This window comes from Pelagimonas sp., from assembly GCF_050633425.1.
Lineage (GTDB): Bacteria > Pseudomonadota > Alphaproteobacteria > Rhodobacterales > Rhodobacteraceae > Pelagimonas.
On sequence record NZ_JBOEGM010000013.1, the window covers coordinates 195,458 to 214,481 of the forward strand.

Below are 19,024 nucleotides of genomic sequence, written 5' to 3' on the forward strand. Positions count from 1 at the left end.
CATTGGTGAAGCAAATTCATAATTCTCATCACAAACATGAGGCAAATATGCATATCGAGTTTCGCCACCTGCGCACGGTCAAAGCCATACATGAATGTGGTGGCCTCGCGAAGGCAGCAGATCAGCTCAATATTACTCAATCTGCGTTGAGCCATCAGATCAAAGGCCTTGAGGATCAAGCCGGGGTTGAGCTGTTTGTGCGTCGCTCCAAGCCGTTGAAACTCTCGGCGGCGGGGATGCGATTTTTGCGATTGGCCAATCAAATTTTGCCCCAAATCGAAGCTCTGCAAGAAGAATTCATGGGGCTACGCGCCGGAAGTTCGGGGCGTTTGCATATCGCGATTGAATGCCATGCCTGTTTCGAATGGCTGTTTCCGGTGCTCGAAGGGTTCCGCAAAAGCTGGCCGGATGTGGATGTTGATATCCGTCCCGGTCTTGCATTTGATGCGCTCCCTGCATTGCTCAAAGAGGAGGTCGATGTGGTGATTTCTTCGGATCCAGAAGACATTCCGGGCGTCACTTTTACACCGCTCTTTGATTACAGCCCGGTTTTTGTGGCCGCTTCAAGCCATCCTCTTGCCGACAAACCCTTTATCGAAGCCGAGGATTTTCGCGGTCAGACCCTGATTACATACCCGGTTGATCGCGCCCGGCTCGACATTTTTAGCCAGCTTTTGACGCCTGCCAAGGTTGAACCAGCGTCTATTCGGCAGGTTGAATTAACGGCTGTGATTTTGTTGCTGGTTGCGTCAAATCGCGGAATATCGGTGTTGCCTGATTGGGTGGTGCGCGAGGTGAAATACAGTTCCGATTATGTCACCAGGCCGCTGACCAAAGACGGTGTGACACGCAGCCTCTATGCGGCGACGCGGAGCGACGATTTGGAAAAACCCTATATGCAAGAGCTGATCCAGAGTGCCGGACAAGAAGCGCTGCGCCTTCAACAGGCGTAACTCTCCCAGCTTGCCCCCCAGCCCCTAGGAACAGGCTTTGCGTCCCTGATCAATCGCCAGATCAAGCTTGTTTGTGTATTCCCAACCCCAAATCCGCGTCCGTTTGTCCACCAGAACCTGAGCCGCTTTTTGGGCAAAGCAATTGCAATCTACACCGCTCAAAGCTGAGTTACAGTAATGCATCGGTCGGAAGTTGTTTTGCCTGGAGGATTTCATGATCTCAGCAACAGAGTGCGTGGGTTCTGTCAAAGCAGGCAGGGTTTGAGCGCCGCCAACAATCACGGCGCAGATCGCAAACGCAATGCCGATTCGTATGATATGGTCTTTCATAACATGCCTCACAAGTTGCCTGTGTGGACATATGATTAACACAGCACCGCAAAATTCTGTCTGAAATACCATCTCGCAATTGCTTCAAATGCGACCAACTGCCGGTGCCCAGACCGACAAAACTTACAAAAAGAACGGGCCGCGCACAGCCCGTTACCTATCGCATCATCATTTAAAACGTTCAGACGAGTTCGAGGTCCGACGCCATCACGCGACCATCACGGTTTTCGCGCAATTCAAACTGAACTTTTTGATCATCAGCCAAGCCGGTAAGCCCCGAGCGTTCGACTGCTGAGATATGTACAAAAACGTCTTTGCCGCCATCGTCGGGCGCAATAAAGCCGTAGCCTTTAGTGGTGTTAAACCATTTCACGGTGCCTGTCGGCATGATCCCCGTGCTCCTTTCCAAGTCTGTTTTATTGATCTGGCAAAGCGCCAGACCCCGCGTTTCACAGTCGCCTTTCAAACGGGACGGGAAATAGTCCGGCCCGCGTGATCATCGACAGCTACGCCAATTAGCTTCGCCGGTTGCGTGAAAAAAGCAAGAAAAACTCCCTCGTATTTCAGGCGTCAGGCGCATATGTGAAGAAAATAAGCACAGGAGTGACCATGATCTTATTTGGCTTAAAGACGTGTGATACATGCAGAAAGGCACGTAATGCCTTGGATCAGGTAGATTTTGTTGACGTTAGGGAAGACGGAGTCCCGCGTGACGTTCTAAACGCGGCCTATGAGCGCTTCGGCGAAAAATTGCTCAATACACGCTCAACCACATGGCGCAACCTGCCTGACTCTGAACGATCTGGCGCACCGCTGGATTTGATTGTCGCCCATCCAACCTTGATGAAACGGCCCTTGATCGTTGCCGAGGATGATATGTGGCTGGGGTGGGACCGATCTGTTCAAGGGGCTCTTTTAAATGCGTAACGCGGCACTGACATTGGGAATAATCGCCGGTGTTTTCGGCATGATCGTCGGCTTTTTCGGGTTTGGATATACCGAAATCGTGCGGGAATATTCCGAAGTAGGCGAGGTGCTGGGCACCTTCAAAAACCCTGAATTGGTTCGGGTCTTTTCGGTCTTGTCACCGATGTTGGCCATCGCGGGTGGGGCTATGGCCAAGGCGCGGGCTCTTTGGGGCGGTGTGCTTTTGTTGTTGTCAGCGGGCGGTATGTATTACGCGTTTGGCTTCAACGTGTTCACCATGTTCCCGATTGCCTTTGCGGGTCTTGGTGGGGTTTTGGCCCTGGCCGCCGGGAAACCCGACGAGCCAAAGGCGCATTTTTGACCTAACCGTCAGGATTGTCAGGCGGTGGCGGTCTGTCCTGCAAATTTCATTTGCAGGACCCGGTCCAAGGACAATGCGCCAGCGCCTTTGACGACTAAGGTGATCAGAACCATCATCCAAAAGGCGCGTTGGTCCAGGATGACAGAATCAGGCGCGCCGTCGAACCAAGCGCCCAGCGTTTCCACATGCTCAATGCCGCCATGCCCATAAAGGTCGGTCAGGCTTTGCACCACAACGAACCCGATCATCCCAAGGGCGGACAGACGGGTGAACAGACCAATGACGATCAACAGCGGCAGAATGAATTCAGCCCATGTCCCTGCGGTCACCACAGCCCAATGAAACACCCCAAGCTGCGAACTGTCGTAACCCACCGCCTCGAGCTGTTTGGGGAAAATCTGTGCATAGGCCCCGGTTGACGGCGACAGGATTCCAAAGACTCCGTCGCCAAGCTTGGTCACAGCTGATTTCCAGAAATAGACCAACAAAACACCGGCAAAAGCCAGACGCGACAGGAGCGGCAAAACACCGTCGAACACGCGTTCGACCCAGCCAAAAACCCCAGAATGAAGAGAAATGAGACGGTCCATAGCAATGGCTCCTTAAGTCAAAATAATGTCAGTCAAGGCGCCACCAGACAGCAGCACGGACAATGTCGGCCCAAGATCAAACCCCTCGCCAGCGGCGGCAAGCGCCTCACCAAAGGGGCGTTTCCGGTCTAAAGCGTCCACAAAATCGGCCCCGCCCGGCGGTAGCAACACCGGGGTCGGGTCATAGTCGGGGCGACATATGAGAACGTCTTGGGCTGTGGCTTCGGGCTTTGGGCTGCCCTCTGTCATCGTAAAATGATAGACCGCCAAAACCGGCCAACGCGACCGAAGCATGCGCACCGACGGAGCCAAAACCAAACGCGCTGACATGAGGTCGTCTTCGCTGAGCGTTTGCAATCGGCTTGGGTCGAGAGGCGGGGCATCGGCTTCGTGGTAGCTGTGGCGCAGCGCGATTTCGAGCCGGGCCACATCGGCCAGATATCCAATTGATTTCAGCGGCTCCAATGAGGCCAAAAACTCAGGAAATCCAGCACCATAGTGCATCATCAAAGGCGAAGCCGGTTGGGTTTGGCGCAAGAACATCCCTGCCGCCGTTCCAAAGTTTTCGGCTCCGATCAGCTTGGCCACTGCTGGAAACGCGGTCTCCAAGGCTTCGGCCAAGGACACCGCAACATTGTTGCGATACACCGCGAAACGGCGTCCAGCAGGGCGGCCTTGGCCATCCAAGAGCCCCTCGGGAACCGGTTGTGCCGCATCAAGCAAAGCGGCTCTGAAGTCTGTTTGTGTGCTCATCGCGCCGCCCTTTGTGTGTCTTTTGGCGTAACACGGCCAAGGTCAAATTGGCCTCGAACGCATCATGCCTGTTGTCGGTTCCAAACTATTGCCGAGCCCATGCTCTCGCCCATGCCCTAGCCCTTGATCGAAGCTTTTATACGGTAACCTTTGCCAAAGCCTGTTCGGCGCGATTGGCCTCGGCTGCAAGCACAGGCCAGTCGGGCACATCCGTGTCCCATTCGATCAGCAACGGTTTTGGACCAGAGGCTGCCAGCGTAATATCCAGCAATGCCCAAACGGGATCGGCAATTTCGCGACCATGGCTGTCAATCAGCAGCGGGGCACCATGTTCATCATGGTCCTCATCGTGACCGCCGAGATGAATTTCCCCAACGTGGTCAAGCGGATAGTCTTTGATGTACCCCTGCGGAGAATAGCCAAGATTGGTGGCCGACACAAAGACGTTGTTCACATCAAGCAGCAATCCACAGCCCGTACGGCGGGCCACTTCGCGTAGAAAATCGGTTTCACTCAGAGTGCTTTGCTCAAACGCCAAATACGAGGATGGGTTTTCCAGCAGCATGGGCCGGCCAATCGCTTCTTGGAGTTCGTCAATGTGATCACAGACCCGATCAACTGTGCCTTGCGTATAGGGCAGGGGGAGCAGATCGTTTAGAAAATGGCTGTCATGGGTCGACCACGCCAGATGTTCTGAAAAACTTGCTGGGTTGAGCCAATCAACCAGGTGTTTGAGCCGCGCAAGATGGTCGGGATCAAGGCGGGTTTCACCGCCGATCGACAGACCGACACCATGCACGGAAATCGGGAATTTTTCTGAGAGCGCACGCAGTTGCGCCAGGGGACGCCCGCCAAGCCCCATATAGTTTTCCGCGTGAATTTCGAGCCAAGCGACCGGGGCGGGATTGTCCAAAATATCCGAAAAATGCTGGGGTTTGTAGCCAACTCCGGGACGGGGTGGCAGGGCATTTACATGATCGAACATTGTGGCCTCAGCGACGTTGGGCAGGGATATGTGCGGCGGGGATGTTTGCGGGGCAGAAGGGGTAGGTTTGGGAACCTTTAGGGATGGTAAGGGGCGGGAAATCCCGCCCCAACCAGAGATTTAGGACATTGGCAGGTCGCGATCCAGCTCTTCGAGCGACCCCATACGTGCTGTGCCGTCTGCCATGGCAGGCAGTTCGATGTCGGCGCATGTCCCGGCTTTAACAAGGGTCCAGGCGTTGCCCTGATAGTCAACTTTGGATGTACCGGCGCATGTTGTGCCTGGGCCTGCGGCGCAGTCATTTTTACCGGCCAGCGAAACGCCGAAGCACTTTTCCTTGGCGCCATCAGCGGCTGCAGTGGTTGCGTGGGCGGCGAAAGAAGCTGCAACGGCGCTAACGAGAGCAACGGTTTTGATGGTGTTGGACATTGGTGATTTCCTCTGGTTTCAAAAACTGGTTCCGAGCGACGCTGTTGCCGTCCGGTGAAAACAGATTGGACCAATCAGACCCAATTTCGCCAATCACGGGCGCGTGCATCACGGGGGCGTTAGGAGCCGTGCGCATTACGTGAGGGCGAAATGCGTATTTTTCCTGAAACTAGGCCCGAACGAATAAGGCCCCGAAACAAATCGGGGCCTTTTGTGACGGAAAAACCTGTCAAATGTTACAGAAGATCGGGCGGAGTTGAGGCTTTTGACAACTCGCTCACGATTTCTGTCAGGCTTGTAACCGAAGTTTGCTTCTGACCAAGGCGGCGCACGGTGACGGTCCGCTCTTCGACTTCGCGATGACCCACGGCCAAAATGACCGGCACTTTGCCAACCGAATGCTCGCGGACCTTGTAGTTGATCTTCTCATTGCGAATGTCGGCTTCGGCGCGAATGCCCGCGGCCTTAAGCTCGGCCACAACTTCATGCACATAGTCATCTGCTTCGGATGTGATCGAGGCGACAACCACCTGACGTGGGGCAATCCAGAACGGCAAACGGCCGGAATGCTCTTCGATCAGAATACCGATGAAACGCTCAAACGACCCCAAACAGGCGCGGTGCAACATAACGGGGCGATGTTTGTCACCATCTGCCCCGACATATGTCGCGTCGAGCCGCTCAGGCAGAACGAAATCAACCTGGAATGTCCCACATTGCCAATCACGGCCAATCGCATCGGTCAGCACAAATTCAAGCTTGGGTCCGTAAAACGCGCCTTCGCCGGGGTTCAGCTCAGGCTCAACACCAGCGGCGCGGGTCGCATGCAACAGCGCGGTTTCGGCCTTGTCCCAAACTTCATCTTCTCCGGCGCGGGTTTCCGGCCGATCCGAGAATTTGACCTTATAGTCGGCAAATCCGAGGTCTTTATAGATGGCGCTGAGAAACCGGATGAATTCGGCGCATTCCGCTTCGATCTGTTCTTCGGTCGAAAAGATATGGGCGTCGTCCTGGGCAAAACCACGAACCCGCATGATCCCATGCAAGGCCCCCGAGGGCTCATAACGTGCGCAGGAGCCAAATTCGGCCATGCGCAAAGGCAAATCACGATAGGATTTCAAACCCTGTTTGAAAATCTCAACATGGCAGGGGCAGTTCATCGGCTTGAGGGCGTTGACCGCCTTTTCGCGCGCATGTTCTTCGTCCACTTCGACAATAAACATATTGTCTTGGTATTTTTCCCAATGGCCCGAGGCTTCCCACAATTTGCGATCAACCACCTGAGGTGTGTTCACTTCAACATAGCCGCCCGCATGTTGGCGGCGGCGCATGTAGTCCTGAAGCAGGGTGTAGATGGTCCAGCCATTGGGGTGCCAAAACACCTGACCGGGGGCTTCGGGTTGCATGTGGAACAGGTCCATCTCGCGGCCCAATTTGCGGTGATCGCGTTTGGCGGCCTCTTCGAGAAAGTTCAGATGCGCCTGCAGTTCCTTGCGGTTGCGAAAGCCAATGCCGGTGATGCGTTGCAACATCGGGCGCGAGGTATCGCCAAACCAATGCGCGCCCGAAACGCCCATCAGTTTAAAGGAATCGCCGGGCAATTGGCCGGTGTGCTGCAGGTGCGGACCACGGCACAGGTCTTGCCAGTCGCCATGCCAATACATGCGAATATCCGCGCCTTCGGGGATACGATCGACCAGCTCAACCTTATAGCCTTCGCCCGCATCTTCGTAGAATTTGCGCGCAACGTCACGGTCCCAGATTTCAGTGCGCACTTCATCGCGGGCATTGATGATCTCTTTCATCTTCTTCTCGATGACGCCAAGATCTTCCGGGGTAAACGGCTCTTGGCGATCAAAGTCATAGAACCAGCCATGTTCGGTCACCGGGCCGATGGTGACTTTGGTGTCAGGCCAAATCGCCTGAACAGCGCGCGCCATCACATGCGCAAAGTCGTGCCGGATCAGCTCGAGCGCTTGTTCTTCGTCCTGCATGGTGTGCAGCGCAATGGATGCGTTGTTATGGATCGGCCAGGCCATATCCCAATGCTCACCATCAACGGTGGCGGAAATGGCTTTTTTGCTCAGCGATTTGGAAATGGATGCTGCGACCTCGGCAGGGGTGACTCCTGCATCGTAATCACGTGCGTTGCCGTCAGGAAATGTGAGAGAGATTTGGGCCATCTGTTGGCTCTCCTCGTCAGTTTGGCGCCCACGAAGCGCCCGGTTGCGGGTATATGGTTCGGCGCGGTTTTGCGCCTGTGCCCGCCCTGTGTCAAGCGGTGATCAGCGTCGTAGAAACGTTCGTGTCAGCCATGCACCAAAACGGTGAAGATATGATGTCCAAGGGGGGCGGGATTGGCTTTGTGCCATTATGGATGACAGGACATGGTGCTGAATTTCTCTGAGGTCGTCTTCGGGCGTGTCAGTTTCGTTTGCAAAGAACCAAAACTCGCCAAATGTCTCATGGACACAATAGGGGCGACCTTTGTAGCTGAAGTCAAACCAGCATTCGACGATGTCCTGAATGAACTCCCCCTGTTGGGTCTGTTCAAGCTGGGAAATGCTGCGTCTCAACCATTTACAGGAATATGCGTTGGGTACTCCGAAAAAATGCCGCGACCCGTCGGCCATGATAAGGTTCAGCAATTGATTTTCGTCATGGGCAGACATCTTCGGACCAATCATCAAATGGCTGATAGTTTAGCTTTTTCGCTTTTGATTGCCACGAGAAACCGTCACTCTATGTCGGACCAATCAGGAGGCGAGTATGCGCACATTCGACGAAATCCTTGATATCGCGGCCGAGCGCAAAGGCGGGCGCGAGGCTGTGCTGGCGGATATCACATCGCCGAAGTCAGCGGATGAGCTTGCCGCGATCCCTGATGATCGCTGGCTGTCGACTATGGCGCGGGGGATTTTTCAGGCTGGGATCAGCTGGAAAGTGGTCGAAAACAAATGGTCAGATATCGAAGAGGCCTTTCACGGGTTCGATGTGGCCCGCGTCGCCTTTATGCCCGAAGATTGGTTTTATGAGCTGATCGAAGACAAACGCATTGTGCGCAGCCCTCCCAAAGTCCGCGCTATTCAGGAAAACGCCGCCTTTATACAGGATGTCGCCAAAGACGCCGGGTCATTTGGGCGCAGGATCGGTGATTGGCCCGCGGATGATTTCCAGAGCCTGTTGGATTGGCTGCAAGCGAACGGGTCGCGTTTGGGGGGAAGCACCGGATCGTATATGTTGCGCAGCATGGGCAAAGAGAGCTTTATTTTGTCCAAAGACGTTGTGTCACGCCTGATCGCCGAGGGGGTGATTGAAAAAGCGCCAACATCAAAAAAGGCCAAAGCCGCCGTGCAAAAGGCATTTAATACGTGGAAAATGCAAAGCGGACAATCTCTGACACTGATAAGCCGGGTGCTTGCTCAAAGTATTGGGTAGCGCAAACCGAAAAATTTGTGTCGGTTAAGGTTGTGTTCGTAGCTTGTCTATAAATACAACTACAATTCAGTTGGGATTTTGTATTACGTCGCTATTGTTAGGCAGGAACAGCGGAGAATTGGATGGCAGAGGTTTCTTATCTCGACGGACCGCGTGGGCCTTTGGCCTACGCCTATACCGAAGGAGACGGGCCTTGCATTGTCTTCCTACCCGGTTATCGCTCTGACATGGAGGGCAGCAAAGCTGTTCATCTGGAACAATGGGCTGAATCGACCGGTCGTGCGTTTCTCAGGTTAGATTATTCCGGCCACGGCAAATCTGGCGGTTCCTTCGAAGAGGGCTGCATCGGCGATTGGGCGGCTGATGCTGCTTTGATCATCAAAGAAGTGATTACAGGACCTCTGGTTTTGGTTGGCTCCTCTATGGGCGGTTGGATTGCCTGTATTTTGTCCAAACGGTTGTCGCAGACCGTTGGTTTTGTCGGAATTGCCGCCGCGCCTGATTTCACCGAAGAAGAATTTTGGGCTGGGTTCAATGCTGTCGAACGGCGCCAGGTCATGGAAGAAGGCCATCTTGAGATGCCTTCTTTGTACGAAGATCCTTATTGGGTGACCAAAAAGCTGATCAGCGACGGTCGTGAGCATCTTGTGCTGCGCACCCCCTTGAATATGCCCTGGCCCGTGCGCTTGCTTCAAGGCACTGCGGATGAGGCTGTGGCCCGTGAAACCGCGCTAAAACTGCTGGATCACATCAAAAGCGACGATATGCGTCTGACCTTTGTCAAAGATGCGGATCATCGCTTCTCAACGCCACAATGCCTCGATTTGATCGAACGCGTTCTGTCTGAGATCGCCTAAACCCTCGGTTCGATCAAGCCCGCTTAGCTGCCAGAGCCTGTGACGTAGGGAACATCTTGGCAGGGCCATTTCTTGCCCCCATGATCCTGTGCAGGACCACTGGCTTAGCGTGGTCTGAACGGGCAAAGGGGGCGATTGTGAAATTGTTATTCTGGGGGCTTTCGCTGATGATCTGCGCGGTTGGCGGGCTTTGGATGTTTGGGCCACGCGAGCCTGTTGTCACGGACGTGCAGTTTGACGCCTCAAATCTGAACAATGGAATTGATCCATGGTTGTCTGCCCAAGAGGCACGCTTTGACGACATCACCGATGGGGTCGCCAAACAGGTGATCTGGGCCGCCGAACCTGAGACCAAAACCGACTGGGCGGTTGTCTACATTCACGGGTTTTCTGCAACCTCCCAAGAGGTTCGCCCCTTGCCGGACCTTGTGGCGCAGGGGCTTGGGGCCAATTTGGTTTTCACCCGCCTGCAAGGGCATGGTCGGACCGGCGACGCGATGGCAGAGGCCAGCGTTGAGGGGTGGATGCACGATGTGGCTGAGGCCCTGGCCATTGCGGATCGGATCGGCAAAAAGGTTTTGGTCATCGGCACCTCCACCGGCGCGACGCTGGCGGCTTTGGCCCTTCATCAGGACTTTGGCAAACCGGTGTCTGCAGTGGTGATGATTTCCCCAAATTTCCGGGTCAAAGCACCCGCCTCGCAGCTTCTCACCTGGCCGGCTGCGCGCTGGTGGCTGCCGCTGGTCGCGGGGGCGGACCGCAATTTCACCCCCACAAACGACGATCACGCCAGATTTTGGACGACGCAATATCCAACCTCCGCTTTGCTGCCCATGGCCGCCAGTGTCCAAGCTGCCCGTGCGTTGGCGCATAACCAAGCCACTCAGCCAGCGCTTTTTATCTTTGACGACCTCGATCAGGTGATTGATCATTCCGTCACCCGCGAGATCGCGTCAAACTGGGGCGGGCCTGTGACCCTTCATTCGGTCGACACCGGGCCAGATGGTGACCCCGGACGGCATGTGATTGCGGGGCGGATCATGTCGCCGACCCAAACACAGCCGCAGGCGGAAATAATCATCACCTGGGCGCAGGAGACACAATGATGGAACAGCGTATCAGCCTGATTACATTGGCGGTGACTGACGTTGAAAAGACGGCCAAATTCTACGACGCGCTGGGCTGGCACAGGGTGCAAACCCCAGACAATATCGTGGTCTTTGACTTGCTTGGTCAGGCGATCGGCCTCTATCCCAAAGCGGCCTTGGCGGCGGACATCGGCCTCAGCCCCCAAGATCTGGGGCATGGCGCGATGACGCTGGGCCAAAACCTGCGCGCCAAAGAAGATGTTGATGCGTTGCTCGCACGGGTCGAAGCTGCGGGTGGCAAGGTTCTCAAACCGCCTCAGGACGTGTTTTGGGGCGGGTATCACGGCTATTTCTCAGACCCGGACGGGCATATTTGGGAAATCGCCTATAACCCGTTTTCCCCGCTGCGGGCCGAAGATGGAGCGTTTCGTTGGTCGGGATATTGAGCTTAAGGTGTGGCGTTTAAATGCGCCGTCCCGCCTCCATGTGGAGCCTTGAGACTTTGGGACGGCAGCGCCTGTCCAAGCATTTTTGGATGCGCGAATTTCTGATGTCTGAGATCGGAAATTTTCATGAAATCAGCAATATACCGGACAATCCTGATCTGACGCTTGAGCGGGGGAGGGCCTTGGCGACCACCTTGCTCGATCCGTTGCAAGATACCTTTGGTCGCGTTTTTATCCGGTCAGGGTATCGGTCTGCGCGGCTCAATGGATTTGGAAATGCCAACAAGCTGAATTGCGCGCGCAACGACAATCCGATGGAATGTCACATCTGGGATTTACCCGAAACCGAAGTCGCCGGAGCCTCCGTTGTGATCCCGTGGTTCGTGGATCGCTATGCGCAAGGCCGAGATTGGCGTGACCTTGCGTGGTGGCTTCATGATCACATCGACTATTCCGAAATCTGGTTTTTTCCCAAGCTTTGCGCCTTCAATCTGGTCTGGCGACCAAAGCCGCAAAAGCGCATCGACAGTTACATTGCCCCGCGTGGATGTTTGCTCCGCGCTGGGGACGCGCCTGTTGAGTCCAAGCAACAGCGGCGCGCAAGATATAGCGATTTTCCGCCCTTTCGCGGAATTTCTTACCCAAATTAGTCAATCTAAACGCGCCATTAACCTTGATTGTTCAGCAAGGAAGATAGGTTAACTACGAGGCGCGTCCCGATGAAGGGTTTCGATCAAAAATTCAAGGATTTTCCCGACTATATCCTGACCACTACCCGAGAGATTTGGGAAAAGCGTGGGCTGATGTCGCGGATGCAGGAATATTACCATCCTGATGTGATCATCCGCACCCCGCGTGGCATTGGGTTTGGTGTGCAGGCGGTCGCCGATCTCGCTATGGAGAGCCTTGTGGCCTTTCCTGACCGGTCGATGATGAGCGAAGATCTGGTGTGGTCCGGCAGCCCGCAAATTGGCATGCTTGGCTCTCAGCGGTTGTTGTCCACCGCCAGCCATCGCGGCACCGGGTCCTATGGCCCCGCCAGTGGTACGCGCATTCAGTTTCGTGAAATTGCCGATCGCTATGCCAAGGCCAATCGGATTTGTGATGAATGGCGGGTGACTGATAGCGGCGCGATCTTGCAAGCGCTTGCACTTGATCCGCAGGAGTGGGCGCGCAGCCAATTGCCCCTTGCGTCCGAGCCGTTCCACACCGCCCTTGACGAAGTGGGCCCCTATACCGGAGGAGGAAACTCCAACCAATGGGGAGAGGCGTTTGCCACCATTCTTGATCAGATAATGCAGGGTGAACTGTCTGTTATTCCTGAACAATATGACGAAGCCTGCCAAATGAACTATCCGGGCGGGCGCGATGTTCATGGCTGGACCGAAGCCGATACTTTCTGGCTTGGGTTGCGCGCGGCCTTCCCCTCAGCACAGTTTGAGATCCATCATAAAATCGGCATGGAAGAGACCTTGATGCCGCCGCGTGCCGCTGTACGGTGGTCTTTGAGCGGGCGTCATGACGGTTGGGGGGCCTTTGGCAAACCGACCGGAGCGGAGGTTCATGTGATGGGGATCAGCCATGCAGAATTTGGCCCTTGGGGGCTGCGCCGGGAATGGACGCTATATGACGAGGCGGCGATATGGCTACAAATCGTGAGCAAGAGCGGCTAGCCAAACTGGCGGCGGCGACCCAGGCGATTTATGACCGCCAGGCCCCTGATTATGATCAAAAACGCGACAAATCCCTTTTTGAACACAAATGGTTAGAGCGTGTTGTTCAAGACGTAGCCCGTGGCGGTAAGGTGCTTGATCTGGGCTGTGGGGCCGGTGATCCGATTGGCGTTTGGCTCCATGATCAGGCCTTTGACGTCACCGGAAGCGATTTTTCTCGTGATATGCTGACACTCTTTGCGGCCCGTATTCCAGGGGCCAAAACGGTGTTTTCGGATATGCGCGACCTGTCCTTGCCGGATCGGTTCGACGCGATCATCGGCTGGGGGAGTTTCTTTCACCTGACCCGCGATGAACAACGCACTGCCTTGCCCAAAATCGCCAAGCATCTGGCCCCTGGTGGGCGGCTGCTTTTGACCGTTGGTCCGGGCGAGGGAGAAGCAACGGGGCATGTGGGGCACGATGAGGTGTTTCATGCCTCCTTGAGCGAAACCGCGTACCGCGACTTGCTAGAGCAAAACGGCTGTTGCGTCGAAGCCTTTGTCCGCGAAGACCCCGAGTGTCGTGGCTTCACGCTGCTTTTGGCCCGCGCCAATGCCTTGGGTGCGACAATTTGAATGTGACGTTTTGAGCGCAGTGATTCTGTGGATAACTCTTCCGTTGCGTCGGAATAGCGCGGCTTGGACGTAAACGAAGCCTTTGAAACTGCTAGATCAATCAACCATCTATTGTGGCACTGTTGACCCGAACCACAACATACGCGACGGTATCCGTGCCGGGATCTGGGGGAGATGATCCTGTCGAGCAGGGAGAGAGTTATGAAAAAGAGCGCATTTGCGCTGGCGGCTACGCTGTGGGCTGCCAGTATGGGGACGGCGCAAGCGGAAGAAACTTGCGGCGGCGTTTACAAAGTCAAAGGTGGAGATTCGCTGTCGTTGATCGCTGACTATTTGTACAAAGATGTCAGCCAATGGACGGTGATTTACCGCAACAATATCGACAAAATCACCAGCCCCGACAGCATTCGGGTCGGGCATGAATATCGCATCCCGTGCCTTGACGGTTTGCCGCGTGGGCTCAAGGGGGGCAAACCCCTGAAAACCGCGGCTCTGGCGGCACCGGCTGCAGCCTCGGCGACATCCGTTGACAGTTTGCGCGACAGGCAGCGCGCTGCTCAGCGTCGCGAGCAAGACGTCGATCTGAAACTACTGGCCGGCGATGATTTCCGTCCCTTCACCAATCGGCTCCAGCTCAATTCCGGTCTGATCACTGATCTCGTCAACCGGGTGGTCGTGTCGTCTCATGCCTTTGGAAAACATAAGTTTTACTGGGTCAATGATCGCTCGGTCCATCTTGATCCTATGCTGTCAGAAGGCATGGTGGATTTGGCCTTCCCGTGGCGCAAGCCCGATTGCCAACCCGGCTCGACGACCGCCCTCTGCACCGATTACGTCTATTCCGAGCCTATGTTTGAAATGCTGGTGGTGCTCTTTACCAAAAAGGGCAGCTCGGTGACATATCGCTCCGAAGCGGACCTCAAGGGGATGCGTGTCTGCTCGCCCTTGGGCTATGAAGCGACGACGCGAAGAGGGCAGGGCGCAGGCTTTTTGACACGGGTCGGGGCACGGCTTCAGACGCCGCAAACCGCCGAGGATTGTTTTGCGCGTTTGATTGATGGCACCACGGATGCGGTGGCGATGAACGAATTCACTGGGCGCATTGTCTCCAAAGACATGGGCGTAGACGATCAGGTTGCATTGCAGCTCAGCCGTCCGCTGGCGATCGAAGGGCTGCATGCTGTTGCGCATAAATCCAACCCACGGGCGCAAGAGATCATTGCCAAATTCAACGCCGGACTACGCGATATGCGGGATGGCGGCGAATATCTCAGCGTGATCGACAAGCACATGTCGAGCATCTGGGCCGGTCTTTAATACGGGCTCTAAAACGGGCTTTTACACGGGCTCAGAAACAGGCACTTGGCGGGGGCCGACCGGCCCCTGCATCCCCATCCGATTCTGTGGATAACTGTCAAATAAGTATTCCAATTTCCCGATATGGCGATGAAATTTAACCTAGGAACAGGGCTGAAACCCTTGATACATATAGGCCAAGCTACAATCCCTAGGCAGACCGTTGACCCTTCCCACAACATGGGCGACCATTTGTTAACGGGATTTTGGGGAATATACCTATGTTAAAACGTCTGGGCGCACTTGCCGCCTCTGCAATAGTTGCGGGTACGATGTCGGCGTCGGCGCAGGAAACTTGCGGTGGTGAATACACGGTGAAACGCGGTGACAGCCTGTCGCTGATCGCGGATAAGCTGTACAAAAATGTTGGGCTTTGGACGTCGATCCAGGGCAACAACAGCGATAAGATCGGGTCAAATCCGAACAACATCCGTGTTGGCATGACGTTGCGGATGTCGTGCATCAACGGTTTGCCAACCGGGCTCAAGGGCGGCACGTCGATTGAAACCATCAAGGCAGCGGCGGCTGCCCCGGTAGCGCCTTTGGTGGTCGCGCCCGGCCACGCGGCCACGCGCAAGAAGATCAACATCCTGACCGGTGACGATTTCGCACCGTTTACGGATCGCGGATTGCCCAAGGGTGGCATTCTGGCCGATGTGGTCGAAGAGGCGATGAAAGCCGCGCAACCCGCTCAGGGCTATGCGGTTCATTGGGTCAACGATTGGTCGTCGCACCACGAACCGCTATTGTCTAACGCCTTGCTGGACATTGGTTTTCCGTGGTTCAAACCCGATTGTGAATCTGATCCAGAGACCTATCGCTGCGCGAATCTGAGGTTCTCGGAGTCGATGTTCGAAGTTTTGATGCTGCTCTTTGTGAACAAGGAGAACCCGATTGCCTTTAACACTGACGCAGATCTGGCGGGCAAAACCCTGTGTCGGCCCAAAGGGTATTCGACTTTTATCTTTGAACAGCATGGCCGCAACTGGTTGAAAAACGACCACATCACTCTGCATACAGGCGACAGCCCATCGGATTGTTTTGAGCTGTTGGCGGCCGGCAAGGTGGATGGCGCGGTGCTCAACGAATTTAGCGGGCGTAAGAAGATCAAAGAATTGGGGCTACAAGATCAGATTGTAGTCGCAAAAGGACAGCCGATTTCGGTGGACGGCAACCATATGGTTGTTCACAAATCCCACCCTAACGGCCCGGAACTATTGGCGGAATTTGAGAAAGGCTTGGCCATGATCAAAGAGAATGGAACCTATCAACGTATCATCGACGAACATATGACCCGTATCTGGGCCGAGTTCTGATCGGATGCAGCGTCTATTGACAACTCTTGCTGCGTTGCTGCTGCCGATTGGGGCAGCTGCGCAGGAATGCCCGGCCGAAAGCTATACGGTTAAGCCGGGGGAAACCGTGTTCAGCATCGCGGAAAAACGCTTTGGCGATCCGGAGAAATGGACGCTGATCTACTATGCAAACCAGCAGATGTTGCAATCCAGCGTCTTTCAGATCAATCCCGGTGATGTTCTGACGATCCCTTGTGTCCCGGGGCAGGAGACCATCAAGGCTGAGGTTACGCCGTTCCATGTTCCCGAGGACGAGGCTGAAATCAAACTGTTGACCGGCACAGGGCGCCCGCCATTTGCTGACTTGAATTGGCTGGGGCAGGGCATGGCCACCGAACTGGTGCATGCGGTGATGGAAGAAACGCCAAACCCGGTGAAATACTCGGTGACGTTTCAGGAAGACTGGTCAAAACAGCTGTTTCCATTGCTGGACGAGAAGACCTTTGACATGGGGTTCCCGTGGTTCAAGCCCAATTGCGAGGCCACACCAGACGAACCACGCTGCGCCAATTTCCATTTCTCTGATCCTGTGATCGAGATTTTGGTGCTGCTTTGGGTGCGCAAAGGCAAAGAGTTCAAGTGGGAACAAGACAGCGACATTCACGGCAAAACCATCTGCCGGGCCGCTGGTCAGTTTGTGCATGATCTCGATAGCCCTGACCGTTTGTGGCTGACCAACAACAAGATCAAGTTGGAGCGCCGCAATGAGTTCAAGGGCTGTTTTGAAGCCCTGATGGCGGGCGAAGTTGATGCGGTGTCTGCCAATGTCTTTAACGGCGCGCATATGGTCGACAAGATGGGGCTGCGCGGCGAGATTGAGCCGATGTCACGCCCCTTGTCAGTGCAAACCATGCATATGATCATCTCAAAGCGCCATTGGCGTGGCACGACGATGATGTATCGGTTTAACGCGGGGCTGGCCAAGTTGCGCCAATCGGATCGCTACAATCAGGTGGTGAATAAGCACCTCAAGCATTTCTGGGACAAGTTGGGTCAATAATCTGACCTGACATCTGACCAGAAACGTGGCAAATCGTTGAAACGAGGCGTAGAAATGCGCCTCGTTTGTTTTTGTCATCTTTCCATTGGTGAGGAGTTTGATACTGTGCCCTCACTTGGTAAAACCGCGCGGCGAGGCGGCTCAACCCCTTCTCGTTTCGGCAAAAGGAATTGACCTGCGATGCGTGAACCTGTGGTGTTTTTGCCCGCAATGATGTGCGATGCACGGCTGTTTGGACCGTTGATTGCCGATCTGTCCCGCGACCACGCGGTGATGTGCGCGCCAGTGACCCAAGGCGAGCGGATTGAAGAAATCGCTTCGGGATTGCTTGATGTTATGCCCAAACGATTTGCTCTGGCCGGGTTGGGAATGGGCGGCATCGTGGCGCTTGAAATCAGTCGCCGGGCACCGGACCGGGTGTCGCGTCTGGCCTTGATGGACACCACGCCCTTGGCCGACACGCCCCAGCAAGCCGCGGCGCGTGACCCGCAGATTATTCGGGTCAAGACCGGCAAGCTCGACGAGGTGATGGCCGACGAAGTGAAGCTAGCGGATTTGGCACCGGGGCCGCACCGGGCCGAGATTCTGGCGTTGCTGACCGATATGGCGCAGGGGCTTGGGCCTGAGTGTTATATTCGCCAAGCGCGGGCGATGCAGCGCCGCCGCGACCAGCAGACAACATTGCGAAAAATTGCGGTGCCGACGCTGGTGATGTGCGGCGCGCATGATGCGATTTGGCCGATCAAGCGCCACAATTTTATGGCCGAGCTGATCCCCGGTGCCAAATTGCAGGTGATTGACGGGGCTGGCCATTTGCCGCCCCTTGAACAGCCCGATTTGGTTGGGGCGGCGTTACGACGATGGCTGACTGAGCCGCTTGTATTGCGCTGACGCAGGTCAGACTTGGAAAAGTTGACAGCTGTCAACTTGGTCATATTTCATTAAGGAAATCGGCCTCTGAACGGCCTCTGGGCATCCCTCGGACCGCGCTCAAAGCGGTGCCGATGGGGGATTGACGCCGCCCGAGCCTGCCCGTAAGCGGGGCACGCGCGGAAGGCTGGACGGCTGCACCTGCAAGGGTGAGGAAAGTCCGGACTCTACAAAGCATCGGTGCCGGGTAACGCCCGGGCAGAGCAATCTGACGGAGAGCGCCACAGAAAACAAACCGCCTGTGTTTCGACGCAGGTAAGGGTGAAACGGTGGGGTAAGAGCCCACCGGGGGGCTGGTAACATCCCCCGCATGGCAAGCCCCACCACGGAGCAATGCCAAATAGGAACCTCGCGTTCGACTGATCCCCTTGGGGATATCGGGGCAGGGCAGCTTTGGCCTGAGAGGTTCGGGTTGGCAGCAAGAGCCATGTGGCAACGCATGGCCCAGATGAATGGTCGTCGATCCCAAGGGGCAACCCAAGGGGGGACAGAATCCGGCTTACAGGCCTTCCGCGCGTTTTCGGCCTGTTGTTGTGTTACGGCTCTTGGGTATAGACAAAGGCCTGACCGGCCCCTTTGTCGCGGGTGATGCGAAAATCGTGGCCATCGTGTTCCCACAATTGGCAATCGGCCTTGGTGGAATAACTGGCGAGCACGCGGCAGAAATAGCCGTCTTGCCATTCCCAGGTGCCGCTGATTTCTTTGCCTTTGAACACCACAGTCATGGTGCCGCCGGTGTGGACGGTGGCCGTTGTCTCGCCCAAGTAGAGGGTTTTGCCGATGGCCAGCGCCTGAAATGAATCAATCGTTGAGATGGGGGTAAACCCCTCGGCCAAGGCCGGGCCTGCACCGATTGCAAGCGCCAAAATGAGGGTTTTTGATCGGTTGAACATCGCGACACCTCGGGCATTTTCGTTGATCTCAGGTTAGGCTGGC

The 19,024-nt window shown here is 55.5% G+C and carries 23 protein-coding genes and 1 other RNA gene; 16 read left to right on the plus strand and 8 right to left on the minus strand.

The annotated features are described in order from the left end of the window. Positions 1–47 precede the first annotated feature (47 nt). On the plus strand, positions 48–953 hold the full coding sequence (locus ACRBB0_RS12075; protein ID WP_431374688.1) for a LysR family transcriptional regulator: 906 nt from the start codon (positions 48–50) through the stop codon (positions 951–953). Positions 954–977: 24 nt separating this feature from the next. Here the strand turns inward: ACRBB0_RS12075 and ACRBB0_RS12080 are convergent, their stop codons facing one another. Both ACRBB0_RS12080 and ACRBB0_RS12085 read right to left on the minus strand, forming a co-directional pair. After that, entirely contained in the window at positions 978–1,283 is a 306-nt protein-coding gene (locus tag ACRBB0_RS12080; protein ID WP_431374689.1) for a hypothetical protein, read from the minus strand. A 181-nt stretch (positions 1,284–1,464) separates the two neighbouring features. Next, complete coding sequence (locus ACRBB0_RS12085) at positions 1,465–1,671, minus strand: cold-shock protein (RefSeq protein ID WP_431374690.1); 207 nt, start codon at positions 1,669–1,671, stop codon at positions 1,465–1,467. Between the two features lie 221 nt (positions 1,672–1,892). Between ACRBB0_RS12085 and ACRBB0_RS12090 the strand changes: the two genes are divergently transcribed. After that, a complete protein-coding gene (locus tag ACRBB0_RS12090; RefSeq protein WP_431374691.1) occupies positions 1,893–2,210 on the plus strand; it encodes an ArsC/Spx/MgsR family protein in 318 nt (105 codons plus the stop codon). Then, positions 2,203–2,571, plus strand: coding sequence for a hypothetical protein (locus ACRBB0_RS12095; RefSeq protein ID WP_431374692.1), 369 nt, complete (start codon positions 2,203–2,205; stop codon positions 2,569–2,571). The genes ACRBB0_RS12090 and ACRBB0_RS12095 overlap by 8 nt, the downstream gene beginning before the upstream one ends. Before the next feature lie 17 nt (positions 2,572–2,588). Here the strand turns inward: ACRBB0_RS12095 and ACRBB0_RS12100 are convergent, their stop codons facing one another. From ACRBB0_RS12100 to thrS, 5 genes are all read right to left on the minus strand, one after another. Further along, entirely contained in the window at positions 2,589–3,161 is a 573-nt protein-coding gene (locus tag ACRBB0_RS12100; protein WP_431374693.1) for a DoxX family protein, read from the minus strand. Between the two features lie 12 nt (positions 3,162–3,173). Further along, entirely contained in the window at positions 3,174–3,914 is a 741-nt protein-coding gene (locus ACRBB0_RS12105; RefSeq protein ID WP_431374694.1) for an HvfC/BufC family peptide modification chaperone, read from the minus strand. Between the two features lie 136 nt (positions 3,915–4,050). Then, entirely contained in the window at positions 4,051–4,899 is an 849-nt protein-coding gene (gene bufB / locus ACRBB0_RS12110) for an MNIO family bufferin maturase (protein ID WP_431374695.1), read from the minus strand. A 120-nt stretch (positions 4,900–5,019) separates the two neighbouring features. Continuing rightward, a complete protein-coding gene (locus tag ACRBB0_RS12115) occupies positions 5,020–5,328 on the minus strand; it encodes a BufA1 family periplasmic bufferin-type metallophore (RefSeq protein WP_431374696.1) in 309 nt (102 codons plus the stop codon). 236 nt (positions 5,329–5,564) lie between these two features. Beyond that, positions 5,565–7,511: a threonine--tRNA ligase gene (gene thrS / locus ACRBB0_RS12120; protein ID WP_431374697.1), complete on the minus strand. Its 1,947-nt coding sequence runs from the start codon at positions 7,509–7,511 to the stop codon at positions 5,565–5,567. Between the two features lie 204 nt (positions 7,512–7,715). On the opposite strand from thrS, the gene ACRBB0_RS12125 reads away from it, so the two are divergent. The 13 genes from ACRBB0_RS12125 (at position 7,716) to rnpB (ending at position 18,606) form a co-directional block, all read left to right on the plus strand. Continuing rightward, positions 7,716–8,123 (plus strand): hypothetical protein, encoded by a 408-nt coding sequence (locus ACRBB0_RS12125; RefSeq protein WP_431374698.1) that lies wholly within the window; start codon positions 7,716–7,718, stop codon positions 8,121–8,123. Continuing rightward, entirely contained in the window at positions 8,098–8,766 is a 669-nt protein-coding gene (locus ACRBB0_RS12130; RefSeq protein ID WP_431374699.1) for a DNA-3-methyladenine glycosylase I, read from the plus strand. The genes ACRBB0_RS12125 and ACRBB0_RS12130 overlap by 26 nt, the downstream gene beginning before the upstream one ends. 122 nt (positions 8,767–8,888) lie before the next feature. Then, positions 8,889–9,623, plus strand: coding sequence for an alpha/beta hydrolase (locus tag ACRBB0_RS12135; RefSeq protein ID WP_431374700.1), 735 nt, complete (start codon positions 8,889–8,891; stop codon positions 9,621–9,623). A 137-nt stretch (positions 9,624–9,760) separates the two neighbouring features. After that, the gene (locus ACRBB0_RS12140) at positions 9,761–10,729 is read left to right on the plus strand and encodes an alpha/beta hydrolase (RefSeq protein ID WP_431374701.1); all 969 of its coding nucleotides are present in this window, start codon (positions 9,761–9,763) and stop codon (positions 10,727–10,729) included. Further along, positions 10,729–11,157: a VOC family protein gene (locus ACRBB0_RS12145; protein WP_431374814.1), complete on the plus strand. Its 429-nt coding sequence runs from the start codon at positions 10,729–10,731 to the stop codon at positions 11,155–11,157. Before ACRBB0_RS12140 ends, ACRBB0_RS12145 begins: the two co-directional genes overlap by 1 nt. 38 nt (positions 11,158–11,195) lie before the next feature. Further along, entirely contained in the window at positions 11,196–11,807 is a 612-nt protein-coding gene (locus tag ACRBB0_RS12150) for a hypothetical protein (protein ID WP_431374815.1), read from the plus strand. Positions 11,808–11,876: 69 nt separating this feature from the next. Next, complete coding sequence (locus ACRBB0_RS12155; protein WP_431374702.1) at positions 11,877–12,830, plus strand: ester cyclase; 954 nt, start codon at positions 11,877–11,879, stop codon at positions 12,828–12,830. Then, on the plus strand, positions 12,800–13,447 hold the full coding sequence (locus ACRBB0_RS12160) for a class I SAM-dependent DNA methyltransferase (protein WP_431374703.1): 648 nt from the start codon (positions 12,800–12,802) through the stop codon (positions 13,445–13,447). The genes ACRBB0_RS12155 and ACRBB0_RS12160 overlap by 31 nt, the downstream gene beginning before the upstream one ends. 201 nt (positions 13,448–13,648) lie before the next feature. Then, entirely contained in the window at positions 13,649–14,764 is a 1,116-nt protein-coding gene (locus ACRBB0_RS12165; protein ID WP_431374704.1) for a peptidoglycan-binding protein LysM, read from the plus strand. 260 nt (positions 14,765–15,024) lie between these two features. Next, positions 15,025–16,119: a LysM peptidoglycan-binding domain-containing protein gene (locus ACRBB0_RS12170; protein WP_431374705.1), complete on the plus strand. Its 1,095-nt coding sequence runs from the start codon at positions 15,025–15,027 to the stop codon at positions 16,117–16,119. A 16-nt stretch (positions 16,120–16,135) separates the two neighbouring features. Then, positions 16,136–17,158: a LysM peptidoglycan-binding domain-containing protein gene (locus tag ACRBB0_RS12175; protein WP_431374706.1), complete on the plus strand. Its 1,023-nt coding sequence runs from the start codon at positions 16,136–16,138 to the stop codon at positions 17,156–17,158. 180 nt (positions 17,159–17,338) lie between these two features. Further along, positions 17,339–18,049, plus strand: coding sequence for an alpha/beta fold hydrolase (locus ACRBB0_RS12180; RefSeq protein WP_431374707.1), 711 nt, complete (start codon positions 17,339–17,341; stop codon positions 18,047–18,049). A 158-nt stretch (positions 18,050–18,207) separates the two neighbouring features. Beyond that, an RNA gene (gene rnpB, locus ACRBB0_RS12185) (RNase P RNA component class A) lies at positions 18,208–18,606 on the plus strand. A gap of 18 nt (positions 18,607–18,624) precedes the next feature. Here rnpB and ACRBB0_RS12190 read toward each other — a convergent pair. Continuing rightward, on the minus strand, positions 18,625–18,981 hold the full coding sequence (locus tag ACRBB0_RS12190) for a hypothetical protein (RefSeq protein WP_431374708.1): 357 nt from the start codon (positions 18,979–18,981) through the stop codon (positions 18,625–18,627). Positions 18,982–19,024: the final 43 nt, after the last annotated feature.

What these genes read in the sequence shown, in the direction of transcription:
- ACRBB0_RS12080 (WP_431374689.1), bottom strand. Translation starts at nt 1,283, where the DNA reads ATGAAAGACCATATCATACGAATCGGCATTGCGTTTGCGATCTGCGCC.
- ACRBB0_RS12135 (WP_431374700.1), top strand. Translation starts at nt 8,889, where the DNA reads ATGGCAGAGGTTTCTTATCTCGACGGACCGCGTGGGCCTTTGGCCTAC.
- ACRBB0_RS12130 (WP_431374699.1), top strand. Translation starts at nt 8,098, where the DNA reads ATGCGCACATTCGACGAAATCCTTGATATCGCGGCCGAGCGCAAAGGC.
- ACRBB0_RS12150 (WP_431374815.1), top strand. Translation starts at nt 11,196, where the DNA reads ATGTGGAGCCTTGAGACTTTGGGACGGCAGCGCCTGTCCAAGCATTTT.
- ACRBB0_RS12125 (WP_431374698.1), top strand. Translation starts at nt 7,716, where the DNA reads ATGGTGCTGAATTTCTCTGAGGTCGTCTTCGGGCGTGTCAGTTTCGTT.
- ACRBB0_RS12170 (WP_431374705.1), top strand. Translation starts at nt 15,025, where the DNA reads ATGTTAAAACGTCTGGGCGCACTTGCCGCCTCTGCAATAGTTGCGGGT.
- ACRBB0_RS12090 (WP_431374691.1), top strand. Translation starts at nt 1,893, where the DNA reads ATGATCTTATTTGGCTTAAAGACGTGTGATACATGCAGAAAGGCACGT.
- ACRBB0_RS12190 (WP_431374708.1), bottom strand. Translation starts at nt 18,981, where the DNA reads ATGTTCAACCGATCAAAAACCCTCATTTTGGCGCTTGCAATCGGTGCA.
- ACRBB0_RS12115 (WP_431374696.1), bottom strand. Translation starts at nt 5,328, where the DNA reads ATGTCCAACACCATCAAAACCGTTGCTCTCGTTAGCGCCGTTGCAGCT.
- ACRBB0_RS12145 (WP_431374814.1), top strand. Translation starts at nt 10,729, where the DNA reads ATGGAACAGCGTATCAGCCTGATTACATTGGCGGTGACTGACGTTGAA.
- thrS (WP_431374697.1), bottom strand. Translation starts at nt 7,511, where the DNA reads ATGGCCCAAATCTCTCTCACATTTCCTGACGGCAACGCACGTGATTAC.
- ACRBB0_RS12180 (WP_431374707.1), top strand. Translation starts at nt 17,339, where the DNA reads ATGCGTGAACCTGTGGTGTTTTTGCCCGCAATGATGTGCGATGCACGG.
- ACRBB0_RS12085 (WP_431374690.1), bottom strand. Translation starts at nt 1,671, where the DNA reads ATGCCGACAGGCACCGTGAAATGGTTTAACACCACTAAAGGCTACGGC.
- ACRBB0_RS12155 (WP_431374702.1), top strand. Translation starts at nt 11,877, where the DNA reads ATGAAGGGTTTCGATCAAAAATTCAAGGATTTTCCCGACTATATCCTG.
- ACRBB0_RS12165 (WP_431374704.1), top strand. Translation starts at nt 13,649, where the DNA reads ATGAAAAAGAGCGCATTTGCGCTGGCGGCTACGCTGTGGGCTGCCAGT.
- ACRBB0_RS12075 (WP_431374688.1), top strand. Translation starts at nt 48, where the DNA reads ATGCATATCGAGTTTCGCCACCTGCGCACGGTCAAAGCCATACATGAA.
- bufB (WP_431374695.1), bottom strand. Translation starts at nt 4,899, where the DNA reads ATGTTCGATCATGTAAATGCCCTGCCACCCCGTCCCGGAGTTGGCTAC.
- ACRBB0_RS12095 (WP_431374692.1), top strand. Translation starts at nt 2,203, where the DNA reads ATGCGTAACGCGGCACTGACATTGGGAATAATCGCCGGTGTTTTCGGC.
- ACRBB0_RS12100 (WP_431374693.1), bottom strand. Translation starts at nt 3,161, where the DNA reads ATGGACCGTCTCATTTCTCTTCATTCTGGGGTTTTTGGCTGGGTCGAA.
- ACRBB0_RS12160 (WP_431374703.1), top strand. Translation starts at nt 12,800, where the DNA reads ATGGCTACAAATCGTGAGCAAGAGCGGCTAGCCAAACTGGCGGCGGCG.
- ACRBB0_RS12105 (WP_431374694.1), bottom strand. Translation starts at nt 3,914, where the DNA reads ATGAGCACACAAACAGACTTCAGAGCCGCTTTGCTTGATGCGGCACAA.